Origin of the sequence: Pseudomonas sp. NBRC 111139 (assembly GCF_001753955.1) — a bacterium.
GTDB classification, from domain to species: domain Bacteria; phylum Pseudomonadota; class Gammaproteobacteria; order Pseudomonadales; family Pseudomonadaceae; genus Aquipseudomonas; species Aquipseudomonas alloputida.
Window position 1 is genome coordinate 81,364 of the sequence record NZ_BCBP01000035.1, and the last position, 15,662, is coordinate 97,025.

Here is a 15,662-nt window from a genome sequence, read left to right on the forward strand (position 1 = left end):
GAATCCCAGGAGGCCCCGTGGCCGCTGCAAAAAAAACACTGCGCTTTTATCAGAACGGCCGTATTGCTACCGAAGTCAAAGACGCTCTGACACATTCGGTCTTCCGGCATGCGGGTGGTCTTTTAGCGCAACGCGCCTCAGTTGCTGACGAAGGTCACTTACTCATGGGCGTTAGCAATACTGACACCGTCATGACCGAGTTAGGGCATGCCGCGCTGAAGGCGTATCCCTACAGCCCTTATGGCCACTGCAACGCCCGTAGCGAATCGAATACCCTCTTGGCATTCAACGGCGAGCCGCTGGACTCAGCAACAGGCTGCTATGCGCTCGGTAATGGGTATCGTATGTATAATCCCACGCTCGAGAGGTTCTGCAGCCCAGATAATATTAGCCCATTCGGGAAAGGTGGATTGAACGCTTATATGTATTGTGCGGGTGACCCGGTAAATCGCGTTGATCCCACAGGGCACTTAAGTTTCGGTATCATTGGGGCGGGGCTTCATTATACTGCACTCGCCACCGGGCTTGTGGGAAGCGGGCTGGCGATCGCTGGAATGATTACAAAGTCCAAAAAACTAGAAATGGCTGGAGGATTTCTTTCCTTAGTAACCCTACTGATTATAGGTGCCGGGCAACTTGCCATGCTAAAAATGCGCACCATTAACGCTGCTCGGTCGGCCCCTCTCCCTGAAGATTTACCACCTTCTTACAGTCAAGCTATAAATCGCGCAAGGCCTAGTGCCCCTACAGAGCCCCCACCACCTTCTTACAGTGAAGCTTTAAATCGCCCAGAGACCCCACCACCAACTTTCAGTAAAGCTACAGGAAACTCAGCTAATCACGCAGCGGCCGCACAAGCCCTTAACTCTAATGCAGGTACGTCCAGCGTGCCTGTTAACAACAACGGCAGGACAAGCGCATTTGCCACCCAGATCAGCATGGACAATCTACGCCAACAATCATGATATGCCGACTGAGCTAAGAAAATCTGGTGAATATCAGCCAGGCAATTTCGGAGCTTGTTCGAGCCTGTTCGCGGCACTGGCTCGCCGCGAACAGGCTCTATATCAGGCTGAAGCCGTGAGCTGGCTCGGGCGCTTGACCTGCGGCTGCGAAGCGTTGGCCGCAGCACCCTCTTCGATCGCCTGTTGAATCGCCTTGCGACGACGCTCTTCGGCCTGGCGGCTGAAGTACCAGACGAAGAAGGTCACCAGCGATACCGACAGCAAGATGAGGCTGGCCACGGCGTTGATCTCCGGTTTCACACCCAGACGCACCGCCGAGAACACTTCCATCGGCAAGGTGGTCGAGCCAGGCCCGGAGACGAAGCTGGCCAGTACCAGGTCGTCCAGCGACAGGGCGAACGACATCATGCCGCCCGCCGCCAGCGATGGCGCGATCATCGGGATGGTGATCAGGAAGAACACCTTCCACGGCTTGGCACCCAGGTCCATCGCCGCTTCCTCGATCGACAGGTCCAGCTCACGCAGGCGAGCCGACACCACCACCGCCACATACGCCGCACAGAACGTTGTATGGGCGATCCAGATGGTGACGATACCCCGCTCCTGCGGCCAGCCGATCATCTGCGCCATGGCCACGAACAGCAGCAACAGCGACAGACCGGTAATCACTTCGGGCATTACCAGCGGCGCAGTGACCAGGCCACCGAACAGCGTGCGGCCCTTGAAGCGGGTGACGCGGGTCAGCACGAAGGCCGCCAGGGTACCCAGCGCCACTGCCGCCACCGCCGTGTAGCAGGCGATTTCCAGCGAGCGCATCACCGAACCCATCAGCTGGGTGTTGTCGAGCAGGCCGACGTACCATTTGATCGACCAGCCGCCCCACACCGTCACCAGCTTGGAGGCGTTGAACGAGTAGATCACCAGGATCAGCATCGGCAGGTAGATGAACAGCAAGCCGAGCACCAGCATCAGCTTGGAGAAACTGAAGCGTTTCATGCGCGGCCCTCCATCTCTTTGGCCTGGCTACGGTTGAACAGCAGGATCGGCACGATCAGGATCGCCAGCATCACCACCGCCAGGGCGGATGCCACCGGCCAGTCACGGTTGTTGAAGAACTCCTGCCACAGCACTTTACCGATCATCAGGGTTTCCGGGCCGCCGAGCAGTTCCGGGATCACGAACTCGCCCACCACCGGGATGAACACCAGCATGCAGCCGGCGATGATGCCGTTTTTCGACAACGGTACCGTGATCTTCCAGAAGCTGTTGAAGGTGCTCGAACCCAGGTCGGAGGCAGCTTCGAGCAGGCTCGGATCATGCTTCACCAGGTTGGCGAACAGCGGCAGGATCATGAACGGCAGGTACGAATAGACCACGCCGATGTACACCGCCAGGTTGGTGTTGAGGATCTGCAACGGCTGGTCGATCAAGCCGGTCCACAGGAGGAAACCGTTGAGCAGGCCGTTGTTGCTGAGGATACCCATCCAGGCATAGACGCGGATCAGGATCGCGGTCCAGGTTGGCATCATGATCAGCAACAGCAGGACCGTCTGGGTCTCCTTCTTGGCGTTGGCAATGGCGTAGGCCATCGGGAAGCCGATCAGCAGGCACAGCAGGGTGCTGAAGAACGCCATCTTCAACGAACCCAGGTAGGCCGAGAGGTACAGCTCATCCTCGGTCAACAGCCCGTAGTTGGCCAGGTTGAGGACCAGCTGGATCTTGTCTTCGACGTAGGTGTAGATCTCGGTATACGGCGGGATTGCCACATCAGCTTCGGCAAAACTGATCTTCAGGACGATGAAGAACGGCAGCATGAAGAACAGGAACAGCCAGATGAACGGCACGCCGATCACCAAGTGCCGCCCCTCCGGGACCAGACGCTGGAAGGCTCGCTTGAGCTTGCGCAGTTTCATGACCGCAGTACCACGCCGCTGTCGTCTTCCCACCATACGTACACTTCATCGCCCCAGGTAGGACGGGTACCTTGGCGCTCGGCGTTGGCAACGAACGACTGCACGATCTTGCCGCTCGGCAGCTCCACATAGAACACCGAGTGGCCGCCCAGGTAGGCAATGTCGTGGATCTTGCCGCGCGACCAGTTGTGCTCGCAGGTTGGCTGCTGGGTGGTGACCAGCATCTTTTCCGGGCGCAGGGCGTAGGTGATGTGCTTGTCTTCCACCGAGGTGGTGATGCCGTGGCCCACGTAGATCTTGCGCTCCAGCTCCGGGCTGGCAATGATCGCGTAGCCTTCGGCGTCGTCGACCACGTCACCTTCGAACAGGTTGACGTTACCGATGAACTCGCACACCAGGCGGCTGGTAGGTGTCTCGTAGATGTCCACTGGCGAGCCGATCTGGGCGATCCAGCCCAGGTGCATGATCGCGATGCGCTGGGCCATGGTCATGGCCTCTTCCTGGTCGTGGGTCACCATCACGCAGGTTACACCCACGCGCTCGATGATCTCGACCAGCTCCAGCTGCATCTGCGAACGCAGTTTCTTGTCCAGTGCACCCATCGGCTCGTCGAGCAGCAGCAGTTTGGGGCGCTTGGCCAGCGAGCGGGCCAACGCCACACGCTGACGCTGGCCGCCCGACAACTGGTGCGGCTTGCGCTTGGCGTACTGGGTCATGTGCACCAGCTTGAGCATCTCGGCCACGCGGGCATCGATCTCGGCCTTGGGCATCTTGTCCTGCTGCAGGCCGAAGGCGATGTTCTGCGCCACGGTCATGTGCGGGAACAGCGCGTAGGACTGGAACATCATGTTGATCGGCCGCTCGTACGGCGGCATGTCGGTGATGTCGACGCCATCGAGGAAGATCCGCCCTTCGGACGGGCGCTCGAAGCCGGCCAGCATGCGCAGCAAGGTGGACTTGCCGGAGCCGGAGCCGCCCAGCAGGGCGAAGATCTCGCCCTTGCGGATTTCCAGGGACACATCGTCCACGGCTACCGTTTCGTCGAACTTTTTCGTGACCCGGTCGATCTTGACCAGCACCTGCTTGGGTTGCTGGCCACCCTCGAGGGCTTTTTTATAGGCACCGGAGGCAACTGCCATGAGTGAAACTCCCAACAAGATTTTTGTGCCCGCGTGGCCTGTTCTACGGTGCCGTCGCGGGTCTGGATTTTTACTTGCCCGACTTGACCTTGGTCCAGCTGCGGGTCATCAGCCGTTGCACCTTGGGGGGCAACTCTGAGTTCACGAACATCTTGTCCAGCACTTCCTGCGGTGGGTAAACCGCGGCGTCAGTCCTTACGGCCTGGTCCATCAGGGCGCCAGCCTTGGGGTTCGGGTTGGCGTAACCGACGTAATCACTGACCTGGGCGATAACCTCAGGTTTCAGCAAATAGTTGATGAAGGCATGCGCCTCTTTGACGTTCTTGGCGTCCTTGGGGATCGCCAGCACGTCGAACCAGAGGTTGCCGCCTTCCTTGGGAATGGCGTAGGCCAGGTTCACGCCCTTCTTCGCTTCTTCAGCACGGGCCTTGGCCTGGAACACATCACCCGAAAAACCTGCCGCGACGCAGATGTCGCCGTTGGCCAGGTCGGTGATGTACTTGGACGAGTGGAAGTAGGTCACGTACGGGCGCACCGCCAGCAGCTTCTGCTCGGCCTTGGCGTAATCCTTGGGGTCGGTGCTGTTGGGGTTGAGGCCCATGTAGTTGAGCACCGCTGGCAGCATTTCGTCTGCCGAGTCGAGGAAGGCCACACCGCACTTGGAGAGCTTCTTCATGTTTTCGGGCTCGAACAGCACGGCCCAGGAATCGATGGTATCCACGCCCAGCGCAGCCTTGACCTTGTCGACGTTGTAACCGATGCCGTTGGTACCCCACAGGTAAGGCACCGCGTACTGGTTGCCCGGGTCATTCTTTTCCAGGCGCTTCATCAACGCCGGGTCGAGGTTGGCATAGTTGGGCAGCAGGTTCTTGTCGAGCTTCTGGAAGGCGCCCGCCTTGATCTGCTTGCCCAGGAAATGGTTGGACGGCACCACCACGTCATAGCCGGTGTTACCGGCCAGCAGCTTGCCTTCCAGGGTTTCGTTGGAGTCGAACACGTCTTGCACAGGCTTGATGCCCGTCGCTTTCTCGAAGTCCGCGAGTGTAGTCGGGCCGATGTAGTCGGACCAGTTATAGAAGTGCACCGTCGGCGCCGCTTGGACGCTGCATGCCAGCGTCAGGCCCGCGCTGGCCATCAAGGCCTTGCGGAATACAGAAATAGACAAGTGGGGGTCCTCACAATCAGTGCCTGGGTAGCGACAATGCTGCCGCACACGCAAAACCGGCGCGCAACTTAACTTCGCAGCTTCGATGCCGCAATCATCAATTACCTTTCAATGGCTCTGGGCCGGCAAACCCGGCCCAGAGGTGTCGCATCAGGCTTACTTGCCCGACTTGATCTTCGTCCAGCTGCGGGTGATCACTCGCTGCACAGAAGCGTCAGGCGCAGCGATCGCGTACAGATGCTTCTTCACTTCAGCAGGCGGATAGATGCTTGGGTCGCTGCTGATGTCTTTGTCCACGAACGGGGTGGCAGCAGCGTTACCGTTCGGGAAGCGCACAGCGTTGGTGATTTCAGCCATGATTTCCGGCTGCATCAGGAAGTTCATGAACTCGTAGGCCGCGTCTTTATGCTCGGCATCTTTCGGGATGGCGACCATGTCGTAGAAAGTACCGGCACCTTCCTTCGGAATGACGTAGTCCACTTTGACCTTGTCGCCCGCTTCATGGGCACGGGCCTTGGATTGCTCCAGGTCACCCGAGTAACCGACGGCTACACAGATGTTGCCGTTGGCCATGTCGCCGATGTACTTGGACGAGTGGAAATAGGTGATCGAAGGACGGATCTTGAGGAACAGGTCCTCGGCGGCCTTCAGGTCTTCTTTCTTGGTGCTGTCGGTCGGCTTGCCGAGGTAGTGCAGCGCAGCCGGGAGCATTTCAGTCGGGGCGTCGAGGAAGCTCACGCCGCAGCTCTTGAGCTTGGCGATGTTCTCAGGCTTGAACACCACGTCCCACGAATCGATCTTGTCCACGCCCAGCACAGCCTTGACCTTTTCCGGGTTGTAGCCGATGCCGATCGAGCCCCACATGTAAGGGAAGGCATGCTTGTTGTCCTTGTCGCTGGCATCGCCAACAGCCTTGAGCAGGTCGGGGTCGAGGTTCTTCCAGTTCGGCAGCTTGGACCGGTCCAGCTCCTCGTACACACCCGCCTTGATCTGCTTGGCCAGGAAATTGTTCGAAGGCACGACGATGTCATAACCCGACTTGCCTGCCAGCAGCTTGGCTTCCAGGGTTTCGTTGCTGTCGAAGACGTCGTACTTGACCTTGATCCCCGTCTGCTTCTCGAACTTGGCGATGGTGTCCGGAGCGATGTAGTCCGACCAGTTATAGACGTTCAACACTTTGTCTTCAGCCTGAACAGCGGAGGCCATGGCACCCATCAGGGCGGCGGCCAGCAACGTCTTGCCCATTTTATTCATGCGTAATGCTCCAGAATTTTTATTTAGCAACTGTCCAGCAGCCAGAACCCACGGTGCAGAGCGCGCGGCGACTGAAACAGTCGCTAGTCTGGCAAGTTACAAGGCCCTGTATCAAGGAAAGCAGGGCCATGTAACGACTTAATGTCACAACGCTAGCCTAGCAAACGCTTATCGAATCGCCTCAAGGGTCAGGTCCAGGCACTTGCGCGCCTTTTCCACCAGTTCGTCGATCTCCGCATGGCTGATTACCAGCGGCGGCGCGATGATCATGGTGTCACCCACCGCACGCATGATGAGCCCGTTCTCAAAGCAGAAGGTGCGGCAGATCATGCCCACGCCCTTGCCCTCGTAACGGCTGCGGGTGGCCTTGTCCTTGACCAGCTCGATCGCACCCAGCATGCCCAGGCCGCGCACTTCACCCACCAGTGGATGGTCCTGCAGCTCACGCAAACGCTTTTGCAAATACGGTGCCGCTTCCATGCGCGCCTTCTCGACAATTTTCTCGTCACGCAGGATGCGCAGGTTTTCCAGGCCCACCGCGGCCGCCACCGGGTGACCGGAGTAGGTGAAACCGTGGTTGAAGTCGCCGCCTTCGCTGATCACCTTGGCCACGGTGTCACGCACAATCACACCGCCCATGGGGATGTAACCGGAGGTCAGGCCTTTCGCGATGGTCATCAGGTCGGGCTTGAGGTCGTAGTAATCAGAGCCAAACCACTCGCCGGTACGGCCGAAGCCGCAGATCACCTCGTCGGCGACGAACAGAATGTCGTACCTGGCGAGGATCTCCTTCACCTTCGGCCAGTAGGTTTGCGGCGGGATGATCACGCCACCTGCGCCCTGGATCGGCTCGGCGATGAAGGCAGCGACGTTGTCTTCGCCGACTTCGAGGATCTTCTTCTCCAACTGCTCGGCGGCCCAGATACCGAATTCGTCAGGGGTCATGTCGCCACCCTCGCCGAACCAGTACGGCTGAGGGATGTGTACGATGCCCGGAATCGGCAGGCCACCCTGCTCGTGCATGCCGCTCATGCCGCCCAGGCAAGCACCGGCGAAGGTGGAGCCGTGGTAACCGTTGATGCGGCCGATGATGGTCTGCTTGTGCGGTTTGCCCTTCAGCGCCCAGTAGTGGCGCACCATGCGCAGCACTGTGTCGTTGCCTTCGGAGCCGGAGCCGGTGAAGAACACATGGGTCATACCTTTCGGCGCCACGTCGGTGATCGCCTTGGCCAGCTCGAGCGCAGGCGGGTGAGCGGTCTGGAAGAACAGGTTGTAGTACGGCAGCTCGCGCATCTGTTTTTCCGCCGCCTGCACCAGCTCTTCACGGCCGTAGCCGACCGCCACACACCACAGACCGGCCATGCCGTCGAGAATCTTGTGCCCCTCGCTATCCCACAAATGCACACCCTGGGCCTTGGTGATAATGCGCGGCCCCTTCTCCTTCAGTTGCTTGTAGTCACTGAAAGGTGCGAGGTGATGCTCCCCGCTCAGGGTTTGCCATTCACGGGTTTGCGGGTTGTTGACGCTCATGTGCTTCTCCGTTATTGGACCGCCGCGCTCCTGCGGCACCAGGGTTGATCAGACAGCGAACAGCAGGAACTCACGCTCCCACGAACTGATGACACGTTTGAAGTTTTCGTGCTCGGCGCGCTTGGTCGCGACATACCCGGTAATGAATTTCTTGCCCAGGTACTGCACCAGCGCACGGCTGTTTTCCATGCGTTCCAAGGCATCTTCGATGGTCAGGGGCAGGCGCAGGTTGCGGCGTTCGTAACCACGGCCCTGCACTGGCGCGCTGGCCTCGATGCCTTCGACCATGCCGATGTAGCCACACAGCAGGCTGGCGGCGATGGCCAGGTATGGGTTGGCGTCGGCGCCCGGCAGGCGGTTTTCGACGCGCCGGCTTTGCGGGCCGGCATCCGGTACACGCAGGCCGACGGTGCGGTTTTCTTCGCCCCACTCCACGTTTACCGGCGCCGAAGTGTCGGGCAGGAAGCGGCGGAACGAGTTGACGTTGGGCGCGAACAGCGGCAGCGCCTCGGGGATGAACTTCTGCAGGCCACCAATGTGGTTGAGGAACAGCTCGCTCATGCTGCCGTCTTCATTGCTGAAGATGTTCTTGCCGGTGGCCACGTCGACCACACTCTGGTGCAGGTGCATGGCACTGCCCGGCTCGCCGGTCATCGGTTTGGCCATGAAAGTGGCAGCCACGTTGTGCTTGAGCGCCGCCTCGCGCATGGTGCGCTTGAACACCAGGATCTGGTCGGCCAGGTGCAGAGCGTCGCCGTGACGGAAGTTGATTTCCATCTGCGCCGTGCCGTCTTCGTGGATCAGCGTGTCGAGGTCCAGTTGCTGCAGCTCGCACCAGTCGTAGACGTCTTCGAACAGCGGGTCGAATTCGTTGGCAGCTTCGATCGAGAACGACTGACGGCCGGTTTCCGGGCGACCGGAACGGCCTACCGGGGGCTGCAGCGGGAAGTCCGGGTCTTCGCTGCGCTTGGTCAGGTAGAACTCCATCTCCGGTGCGACGATCGGCTGCCAGCCCTTGTCAGCGTATAGCTTGAGCACTTTCTTCAGCACGTTGCGCGGCGACAGTTCGACCGGGTTTCCCTTCTTGTCGTAGGTGTCGTGGATGACCTGTGCGGTTGGCTCGATGGCCCACGGCACGAGGAACACGGCGTTCTCGTCAGGGCGGCAGATCATGTCGATGTCTGCAGGGTCGAGCAGTTCGTAATAGATGTCGTCGTCGACGTAGTCGCCGGTCACGGTCTGCAGCAGCACGCTCTCGGGCAACCGCATGCCTTTTTCAGCGATGAATTTGTTGGTTGGCGAAATCTTGCCGCGCGTGATGCCGGTCAGGTCGCTGATCATGCATTCGACTTCGGTGATCTTGTGCTCTTTCAACCAATCGGTGAGCTGGTCGAGGTTGTTACTCATAAATACCTCAGGAGGTAAGGTGGTCCGCGACTTGATTCTGGATGGAGTCGATTGCTAAAGCAAAAACCCACGCGCAGAGCCACAGTGGATACACTGAAATCAGCTGTGTCCGTAATGAGTTCAAAAGGCAGGAAGACGAAGCGAAGGGCGGCAAGCCGCTACGAGGACGGGTCCGGGAACGCCAAACGTCAATTATTGCGGCCAGGGCGACCACGCCATTGACGAAGCTTGCAAAAACGACGGAAGTACCCGATTGCACTGCGCAGGCAGTACTTTCAGGTCGCGGCAAGCGGACCATGTGACCCTCGTATTATTGTGTTCTGGGTTGTGACCGAGCTTAGCCTTGTTCATTTTTTTACACAACACTTCCGTAAAAAATAAAACACGGCACGTTTGAGATCACCCTTTCAGGCAGAAATAGCGGATAATGGCCTGCCCCGATATGCAGCAAATCTGCCGTAGATGTGCCATTTCAGGGCGTCATGGGGTTGGCTTGACATCAGTATGGCTTTTCGGTTGACTGGTCCTGCAAGCCCCCCTTGATTGATATTTTTAACAACAAAGGTGTTGCATCATGTCGGTACCCCCGCGTGCCGTTCAGCTTAACGAAGCGAACGCGTTCCTTAAGGAACATCCTGAGGTTCTCTACGTTGACCTTCTGATTGCAGATATGAATGGTGTGGTGCGTGGCAAGCGCATAGAGCGCACCAGCCTCCACAAGGTTTACGAGAAAGGCATCAATCTGCCGGCCTCCCTCTTTGCCCTGGACATCAACGGTTCCACCGTCGAAAGCACCGGGCTGGGCCTGGACATCGGCGATGCTGACCGCATCTGCTATCCAATCCCCGACACGCTCTGTAATGAGCCGTGGCAAAAACGCCCTACCGCCCAGCTGCTGATGACCATGCACGAGCTGGAAGGCGAGCCGTTCTTCGCCGACCCGCGTGAAGTGCTGCGCCAGGTGGTGAGCAAGTTCACCGATATGGGCCTGACCATCTGCGCCGCATTCGAGCTGGAGTTCTACCTGATCGACCAGGAGAACGTGAATGGCCGCCCGCAGCCGCCGCGCTCGCCAATCTCGGGCAAGCGCCCGCAGTCGACCCAGGTGTACCTGATCGACGACCTCGACGAGTATGCCGACTGCCTGCAGGACATCCTCGAAGGCGCGAAGGAGCAAGGCATCCCGGCCGACGCCATCGTCAAGGAAAGCGCCCCGGCGCAGTTCGAAGTCAACCTGCACCACGTGCCCGACCCGCTCAAGGCCTGCGATTACGCAGTACTGCTCAAGCGGTTGATCAAGAACATCGCCTACGACCATGAAATGGACACCACTTTCATGGCCAAGCCCTACCCGGGCCAGGCTGGTAACGGCCTGCATGTACACATTTCCGTGCTGGACAAAGATGGCAACAACATCTTCACCAGCGAGGATCCCGAGCAGAACGCCGCGCTACGTCACGCTGTCGGCGGTGTGCTCGAGACCCTGCCCGCGTCCATGGCGTTCCTCTGCCCGAACGTCAACTCGTACCGCCGCTTCGGCGCGCAGTTCTACGTACCGAACGCGCCAAGCTGGGGCCTGGACAACCGCACCGTGGCCCTGCGCGTACCGACCGGCTCGCCGGACGCCGTGCGCATCGAGCACCGCGTGGCCGGTGCCGACGCCAACCCGTACCTGATGATGGCTGCGGTGCTGGCGGGCGTGCACCACGGCCTGACCAACAAGATCGAACCGGGCGAGCCGATCGAAGGCAACTCGTACGAGCAGCTGGAGCAGAGCCTGCCGAACAACCTGCGCGATGCCCTGCGCGAGCTGGACGACAGCGAAATCCTGAACAAGTACATCGATCCGAAGTACATCGACATCTTTGTCGCGTGCAAGGAAAGCGAGCTGGAAGAGTTCGAGCACTCGATCTCCGACCTCGAGTACAACTGGTACCTGCATACCGTGTAAACGAAAACGCCGCCCCTCAAGGGCGGCGTTTTTGTTTGAGACCGGTGTCGCCCTCTTCGCGGGCTCGCCCGCTCCCACAGGGTAATTTCGAGGGCTGAAGCCTGTGGCTTACCTGTGGGAGCGGGCGTGCCCGCGAAGAGGGCGGCCCAGGCTTACAGGGGCTTCTCGAAAATCTTCGAATTGCGCTGGTAGTTGTACAGCGAAGCCCGCGCCGCCGGCAGCCGCTCCACGCCACTGGGCGCAAAGCCGCGCTCGCGAAACCAGTGCGCAGTGCGCGTAGTCAGCACGAACAAAGTACTCAAACCCATCTGCCGTGCCCGGCTCTCGATGCGTTCCAGCAGCTCATCGCCACGTCCGCCATGGCGGTACTCCGGGTTCACCGCCAGGCAAGCCAGCTCCCCGGCCTCGGAATCGGCAATCGGGTACAGCGCCGCACAGGCGATGATCATGCCCTCGCGCTCGACCACGCTGAACTGCTCGATCTCTCGCTCCAGCACTTCGCGCGAACGGCGCACCAGGATGCCCTGCTCTTCCAGCGGGCTGATCAACTCCAGCAGGCCACCGACGTCCTCGATGGTCGCCTCGCGCACCACTTCGAACTGCTCCTGCGACACCAGCGTACCGCCACCGCCCCGGGTGAACAGCTCGGTGAGCAGCGCGCCGTCCTCGGCATAGCTGACGATATGGCTGCGCGCCACACCGCCTTTGCAAGCCTCGGCCGCAGCATCCAGCAGTTCGCCCTGGTAGTCGCTGCCTAGACGCTGCAGATGCGGAGCAACCTGCTGCGGGCGCAGTTCACGCACCAGCCTTCCGTCAGCGTCCAACAGGCCCGGCTCGGCGCCGAACAGCAACAATTTGTCGGCACCCAGTTCGATGGCCGCGCGGGTAGCCACGTCTTCGCAGGCCAGGTTGAAGATTTCACCGGTAGGCGAGTAGCCCAAGGGCGACAACAGCACGATAGAGCGCTCGTCGAGCAGGCGGCTGATGCCCTTGCGGTCGACGCGGCGCACTTCGCCAGTGTGGTGGTAGTCCACGCCTTCGAGCACGCCGATCGGCCGCGCGGTGACCAGGTTGCCGGAGGCCACGCGCAGGCGCGAGCCCTGCATCGGCGAAGCGGCGATGTCCATCGACAGCCGCGCTTCAATGGCCAGGCGCAGGGCGCCGACGGCATCGATTACGCAGTCCAGGGTGGCCGCATCAGTAATACGCATACCCCGGTGGTAGTGCGGGGTCAGGCCGCGATCGGCCAGCCGGCTTTCGATCTGGGGGCGCGAGCCATGCACCAGCACCAGCCGCACGCCCAGGCTGTGCAACAGCACCAGGTCGTGGACGATGTTGCCGAAATTAGGGTGTTCCACCCCATCGCCAGGGAGCATGACCACGAAGGTGCAGTCGCGATGGGCATTGATATAGGGGGATGCATGACGCAGCCAGTTGACGTAATCGGGCATGACAGGGCCTGTGGATAAGTGGACGGAGAACGGCGATGCAGGGGGCGTTCAGGATCATCGTCGGAACAGGCTTGCGGTCACGCGCGGTCTCCTCTAGGCAGGAACGAATCAGTTCGATTGACGTTTAGTGCAGGCAATAGTGCCGGATCAGGTCACGCAATAGACGCACGGTAGGCTCGATTCGTGACATTTCAAGGTATTCGCCGGGCTGGTGGGCGCAGGCAATGTCGCCAGGGCCCAGCACGATGGTCTGGCAGCCCAGTTGCTGAAGATAAGGTGCTTCGGTGCCGAACGCCACCGCTTCAGCGCGATGGCCAGTCAGGCGCTCCGCGACCTGAACCAGTTCGACATCGGCAGCCTGCTCGAACGGCGGCACCTCCGGGAACAGCGGCGCATAGTCGATGCGCACCTCATGGCGCTCGGCCACGGGTACCAGCTTTTCGCGAATGGCCGCGCGCAGTTGCTCCACATCCATGCCCGGCAGCGGCCGCAGGTCGAATTCCAGGGCACACTGGCCGCAGATGCGGTTGGGGTTGTCACCGCCGTGGATGCAGCCGAAGTTCATGGTCGGGGTCGGCACGGTGAATTGCGGGTTGCTATAGGTGTTTTGCCAGTGCTGGCGCAGGCCCATCAGCTCGCCCATGACTGCGTGCATGGCCTCCATGGCGCTGCGGCCCAGGCTTGGATCCGACGAATGGCCACTGCGGCCGAGGATGTCGATGCGGTCCATGAGGATGCCCTTGTGCATGCGAATTGGCCGCAGCCCGGTAGGCTCACCGATGACCGCTGCACGCCCCAGTGGCTGGCCGGCCTCGGCCAGGGCACGGGCGCCGGACATGGAGCTTTCTTCGTCGCAGGTGGCAAGGATCAGCAGTGGCTCCTTGAAGTCGTGCTCCAGCAGCGGGATGACCGCTTCGATGACCAGGGCGAAGAAGCCCTTCATGTCGCAGCTGCCCAGGCCAACCCAACGGCCATCGGCTTCGGTCAGCTTCAGCGGGTCGCTGGCCCACAGCTGTTCGTCATAGGGCACGGTATCGCTGTGCCCGGCCAGCACCAGCCCTCCTGGGCCGGTGCCACGGCTGGCCAGCAGGTTGAACTTGCCGGGGCTGACCTGCTGGATATCGCACTTGAAACCCAGGTCGCCGAGCCAACCGGCCAACAGGTCGATAACCTGGCGGTTGGACTGGTCCAGCGCAGGTTGGGTACAGCTAACCGAAGGCGCGGCGATCAAGGCGGCAAACTGGTCTTTCAGCGTCGGCAACGGCATGCGCGTACTCCTCGGAAACGTTGCCCATCATAGGACTATCCGCTGTCTGGAATAAACCGTTGAGGGCTGACTGCTGTAGACTCTCTGCCAACCACGCCCCCTCTTTCGAGTCTGTGATGCACAAAGAAACCGAACTGAAGCTCCGCGCCAGCCGCGAGACCCTTGCCGCACTTCGCGAGCACCCTCTGCTGAAAAAGCGCAACAAGTCCGGCTGGCAGACCCGTGAACTGCTCAACCAGTACTTCGACACCCCCGAGCGTGAGCTGTCCGCCGCCCGTGTCGCCCTGCGCCTGCGCCGCGATGGCGACGCTGTCATCCAAACCCTCAAGTGCCGCGGCCAGAGCGTGGCTGGCCTGTCAGAGCGCAACGAGTACGAATGGAACCTGGACAAGGTCAAGCTCGACCTGAAGAAGCTGGACGCCACCTGCTGGCCCGAGCAACTGGCCAATCTGGACAAGAAAACCATCAAGCCGCTGTTCACCACCGACTTCAGCCGTGAATACGCCGAAATCGCCTGGGGCCGCGGCAAGAGCAAGGTGGTGATCGAGGCCGCGCTGGACCAAGGCTTCGTGATCGCCGGCAAGTGCAAGGAAGAGATCTGCGAGCTGGAGCTGGAGCTGCGTGAAGGTGAACCGCAAGCACTGCTGGAACTGGCTGCAGAACTGGCCGCCAGCCTGCCACTGATGCCGTGCGACATCAGCAAGGCTGAGCGCGGTTACCGCCTGCTGGAACCGGACAGCTACGAGCTGGACCTGCCGCACACCGCGCTGGAAGCCGAAATGGCCTTGGACGACGCCTATGCCGCCCTCGCCTGGCAACTGCTGGGCAGCAGCCAGCGCCTGGCCGAGCAGTACCGCCACAACGGCCACTGGCGCCTGCTCCAGGACTGGGTCGAGTGCCTGAGCGAGCTGCGCGCACTCACCGCCAGCCTGGGCCAGGCAGCACCGCGCGCCACCACCCGCGACCTGCGCGCCAGCCTTGATGCCTTGCTTGAAGACTGGCGCCCGCTGGTTCAGGCCGGCAACGATGACGAAGACATCCGTCGCGCCGCGCCCGAGCAGTTCGCCGAAGAGCTGGAAGACGTACGCTGGGGCCAGTTCTCGCTGGAAACCTCACGCTGGCTGATGGCCCGGACCTGGACCGCTGAGCGCAAGGGCCGCGGCGAACGCCAGGGCAAGGCGCAGTTGGCCAGCTGGCTGGGTCACCTGCTGGGTGAGGAAGGCCGCGCGCTGAAGCTGCCGCTGTACACCCAGCGCCCGGAAGACCTGGCTGAGCAGCTGCCACGTATCGAGCAACTTCTGGCTTGGCTGCACCACGCCCGCCAGGTGCTGGAAGCGCCGCAAATGGACCGCTTGTACGGCGATCTGAAAAAGCTGCACGAGCTGGCCGAGCAGCCTATCAGCGATGAAGTGCTGGAAGCGCGTATCGAACAGGCTCGGGCGGTGGACCAGAGCCGCGGCTGGAAGCACCTGCTCAAGGCGTGATACCGCGTCGCCTGCTTCGCGGGTAAACCCGCTCCTACGTACGATCCGCGCCAGGCGTGGGGCCAGTGTAGGAACGGGTCCACCCGCGAATGACCTCACCGGTGTAGGAGCGGGTCCACCCGCGAATGGCCTCACT

At 60.8% G+C, this 15,662-nt stretch carries 12 protein-coding genes; 3 read left to right on the forward strand and 9 right to left on the reverse strand.

Annotated elements, in window-relative coordinates; genetic code table 11:
- Nucleotides 1–17: 17 nt before the first annotated feature.
- Complete coding sequence (locus tag BJQ17_RS30060; RefSeq protein WP_083285057.1) at nucleotides 18–965, forward strand: RHS repeat-associated core domain-containing protein; 948 nt, start codon at nucleotides 18–20, stop codon at nucleotides 963–965.
- 102 nt (nucleotides 966–1,067) lie between these two features.
- Here the strand turns inward: BJQ17_RS30060 and BJQ17_RS14370 are convergent, their stop codons facing one another.
- The 7 genes from BJQ17_RS14370 to BJQ17_RS14400 form a co-directional block, all read right to left on the reverse strand.
- A complete protein-coding gene (locus BJQ17_RS14370; RefSeq protein WP_003253739.1) occupies nucleotides 1,068–1,961 on the reverse strand; it encodes an ABC transporter permease subunit in 894 nt (297 codons plus the stop codon).
- On the reverse strand, nucleotides 1,958–2,878 hold the full coding sequence (locus BJQ17_RS14375; RefSeq protein ID WP_003253736.1) for an ABC transporter permease subunit: 921 nt from the start codon (nucleotides 2,876–2,878) through the stop codon (nucleotides 1,958–1,960). Before BJQ17_RS14375 ends, BJQ17_RS14370 begins: the two co-directional genes overlap by 4 nt.
- Nucleotides 2,875–4,017 carry a polyamine ABC transporter ATP-binding protein gene (gene potA / locus BJQ17_RS14380; RefSeq protein WP_003253733.1) on the reverse strand — a complete coding sequence of 381 codons (1,143 nt, stop codon included), beginning with the start codon at nucleotides 4,015–4,017 and terminating at the stop codon, nucleotides 2,875–2,877. Before potA ends, BJQ17_RS14375 begins: the two co-directional genes overlap by 4 nt.
- 70 nt (nucleotides 4,018–4,087) lie before the next feature.
- Nucleotides 4,088–5,182, reverse strand: coding sequence for a polyamine ABC transporter substrate-binding protein (locus tag BJQ17_RS14385; protein WP_070096201.1), 1,095 nt, complete (start codon nucleotides 5,180–5,182; stop codon nucleotides 4,088–4,090).
- A gap of 156 nt (nucleotides 5,183–5,338) precedes the next feature.
- Nucleotides 5,339–6,436 carry a polyamine ABC transporter substrate-binding protein gene (locus tag BJQ17_RS14390; protein WP_003253730.1) on the reverse strand — a complete coding sequence of 366 codons (1,098 nt, stop codon included), beginning with the start codon at nucleotides 6,434–6,436 and terminating at the stop codon, nucleotides 5,339–5,341.
- 168 nt (nucleotides 6,437–6,604) lie between these two features.
- Nucleotides 6,605–7,966 (reverse strand): aspartate aminotransferase family protein, encoded by a 1,362-nt coding sequence (locus tag BJQ17_RS14395; RefSeq protein WP_014861359.1) that lies wholly within the window; start codon nucleotides 7,964–7,966, stop codon nucleotides 6,605–6,607.
- Nucleotides 7,967–8,014: 48 nt separating this feature from the next.
- A complete protein-coding gene (locus BJQ17_RS14400; RefSeq protein ID WP_003253727.1) occupies nucleotides 8,015–9,373 on the reverse strand; it encodes a glutamine synthetase family protein in 1,359 nt (452 codons plus the stop codon).
- A gap of 574 nt (nucleotides 9,374–9,947) precedes the next feature.
- Here BJQ17_RS14400 and BJQ17_RS14405 point away from each other — a divergent pair.
- Nucleotides 9,948–11,324: a glutamine synthetase family protein gene (locus BJQ17_RS14405; protein WP_003253725.1), complete on the forward strand. Its 1,377-nt coding sequence runs from the start codon at nucleotides 9,948–9,950 to the stop codon at nucleotides 11,322–11,324.
- Between the two features lie 152 nt (nucleotides 11,325–11,476).
- On the opposite strand, the gene argA is transcribed toward BJQ17_RS14405, so the two are convergent.
- Both argA and argE read right to left on the reverse strand, forming a co-directional pair.
- A complete protein-coding gene (argA, locus tag BJQ17_RS14410) occupies nucleotides 11,477–12,775 on the reverse strand; it encodes an amino-acid N-acetyltransferase (protein WP_003253723.1) in 1,299 nt (432 codons plus the stop codon).
- A 124-nt stretch (nucleotides 12,776–12,899) separates the two neighbouring features.
- Nucleotides 12,900–14,042, reverse strand: coding sequence for an acetylornithine deacetylase (argE, locus tag BJQ17_RS14415; protein WP_003253722.1), 1,143 nt, complete (start codon nucleotides 14,040–14,042; stop codon nucleotides 12,900–12,902).
- 116 nt (nucleotides 14,043–14,158) lie between these two features.
- Between argE and BJQ17_RS14420 the strand changes: the two genes are divergently transcribed.
- A complete protein-coding gene (locus tag BJQ17_RS14420; RefSeq protein WP_070096202.1) occupies nucleotides 14,159–15,526 on the forward strand; it encodes an inorganic triphosphatase in 1,368 nt (455 codons plus the stop codon).
- The last annotated feature ends 136 nt before the right edge of the window (nucleotides 15,527–15,662 follow it).

Coding starts and splice junctions, on each gene's coding strand:
- potA (WP_003253733.1), bottom strand. CDS start 4,017: ATGGCAGTTGCCTCCGGTGCCTATAAAAAAGCCCTCGAGGGTGGCCAG.
- BJQ17_RS14420 (WP_070096202.1), top strand. CDS start 14,159: ATGCACAAAGAAACCGAACTGAAGCTCCGCGCCAGCCGCGAGACCCTT.
- BJQ17_RS14390 (WP_003253730.1), bottom strand. CDS start 6,436: ATGAATAAAATGGGCAAGACGTTGCTGGCCGCCGCCCTGATGGGTGCC.
- BJQ17_RS14370 (WP_003253739.1), bottom strand. CDS start 1,961: ATGAAACGCTTCAGTTTCTCCAAGCTGATGCTGGTGCTCGGCTTGCTG.
- BJQ17_RS14400 (WP_003253727.1), bottom strand. CDS start 9,373: ATGAGTAACAACCTCGACCAGCTCACCGATTGGTTGAAAGAGCACAAG.
- argE (WP_003253722.1), bottom strand. CDS start 14,042: ATGCCGTTGCCGACGCTGAAAGACCAGTTTGCCGCCTTGATCGCCGCG.
- BJQ17_RS14395 (WP_014861359.1), bottom strand. CDS start 7,966: ATGAGCGTCAACAACCCGCAAACCCGTGAATGGCAAACCCTGAGCGGG.
- argA (WP_003253723.1), bottom strand. CDS start 12,775: ATGCCCGATTACGTCAACTGGCTGCGTCATGCATCCCCCTATATCAAT.
- BJQ17_RS14405 (WP_003253725.1), top strand. CDS start 9,948: ATGTCGGTACCCCCGCGTGCCGTTCAGCTTAACGAAGCGAACGCGTTC.
- BJQ17_RS14375 (WP_003253736.1), bottom strand. CDS start 2,878: ATGAAACTGCGCAAGCTCAAGCGAGCCTTCCAGCGTCTGGTCCCGGAG.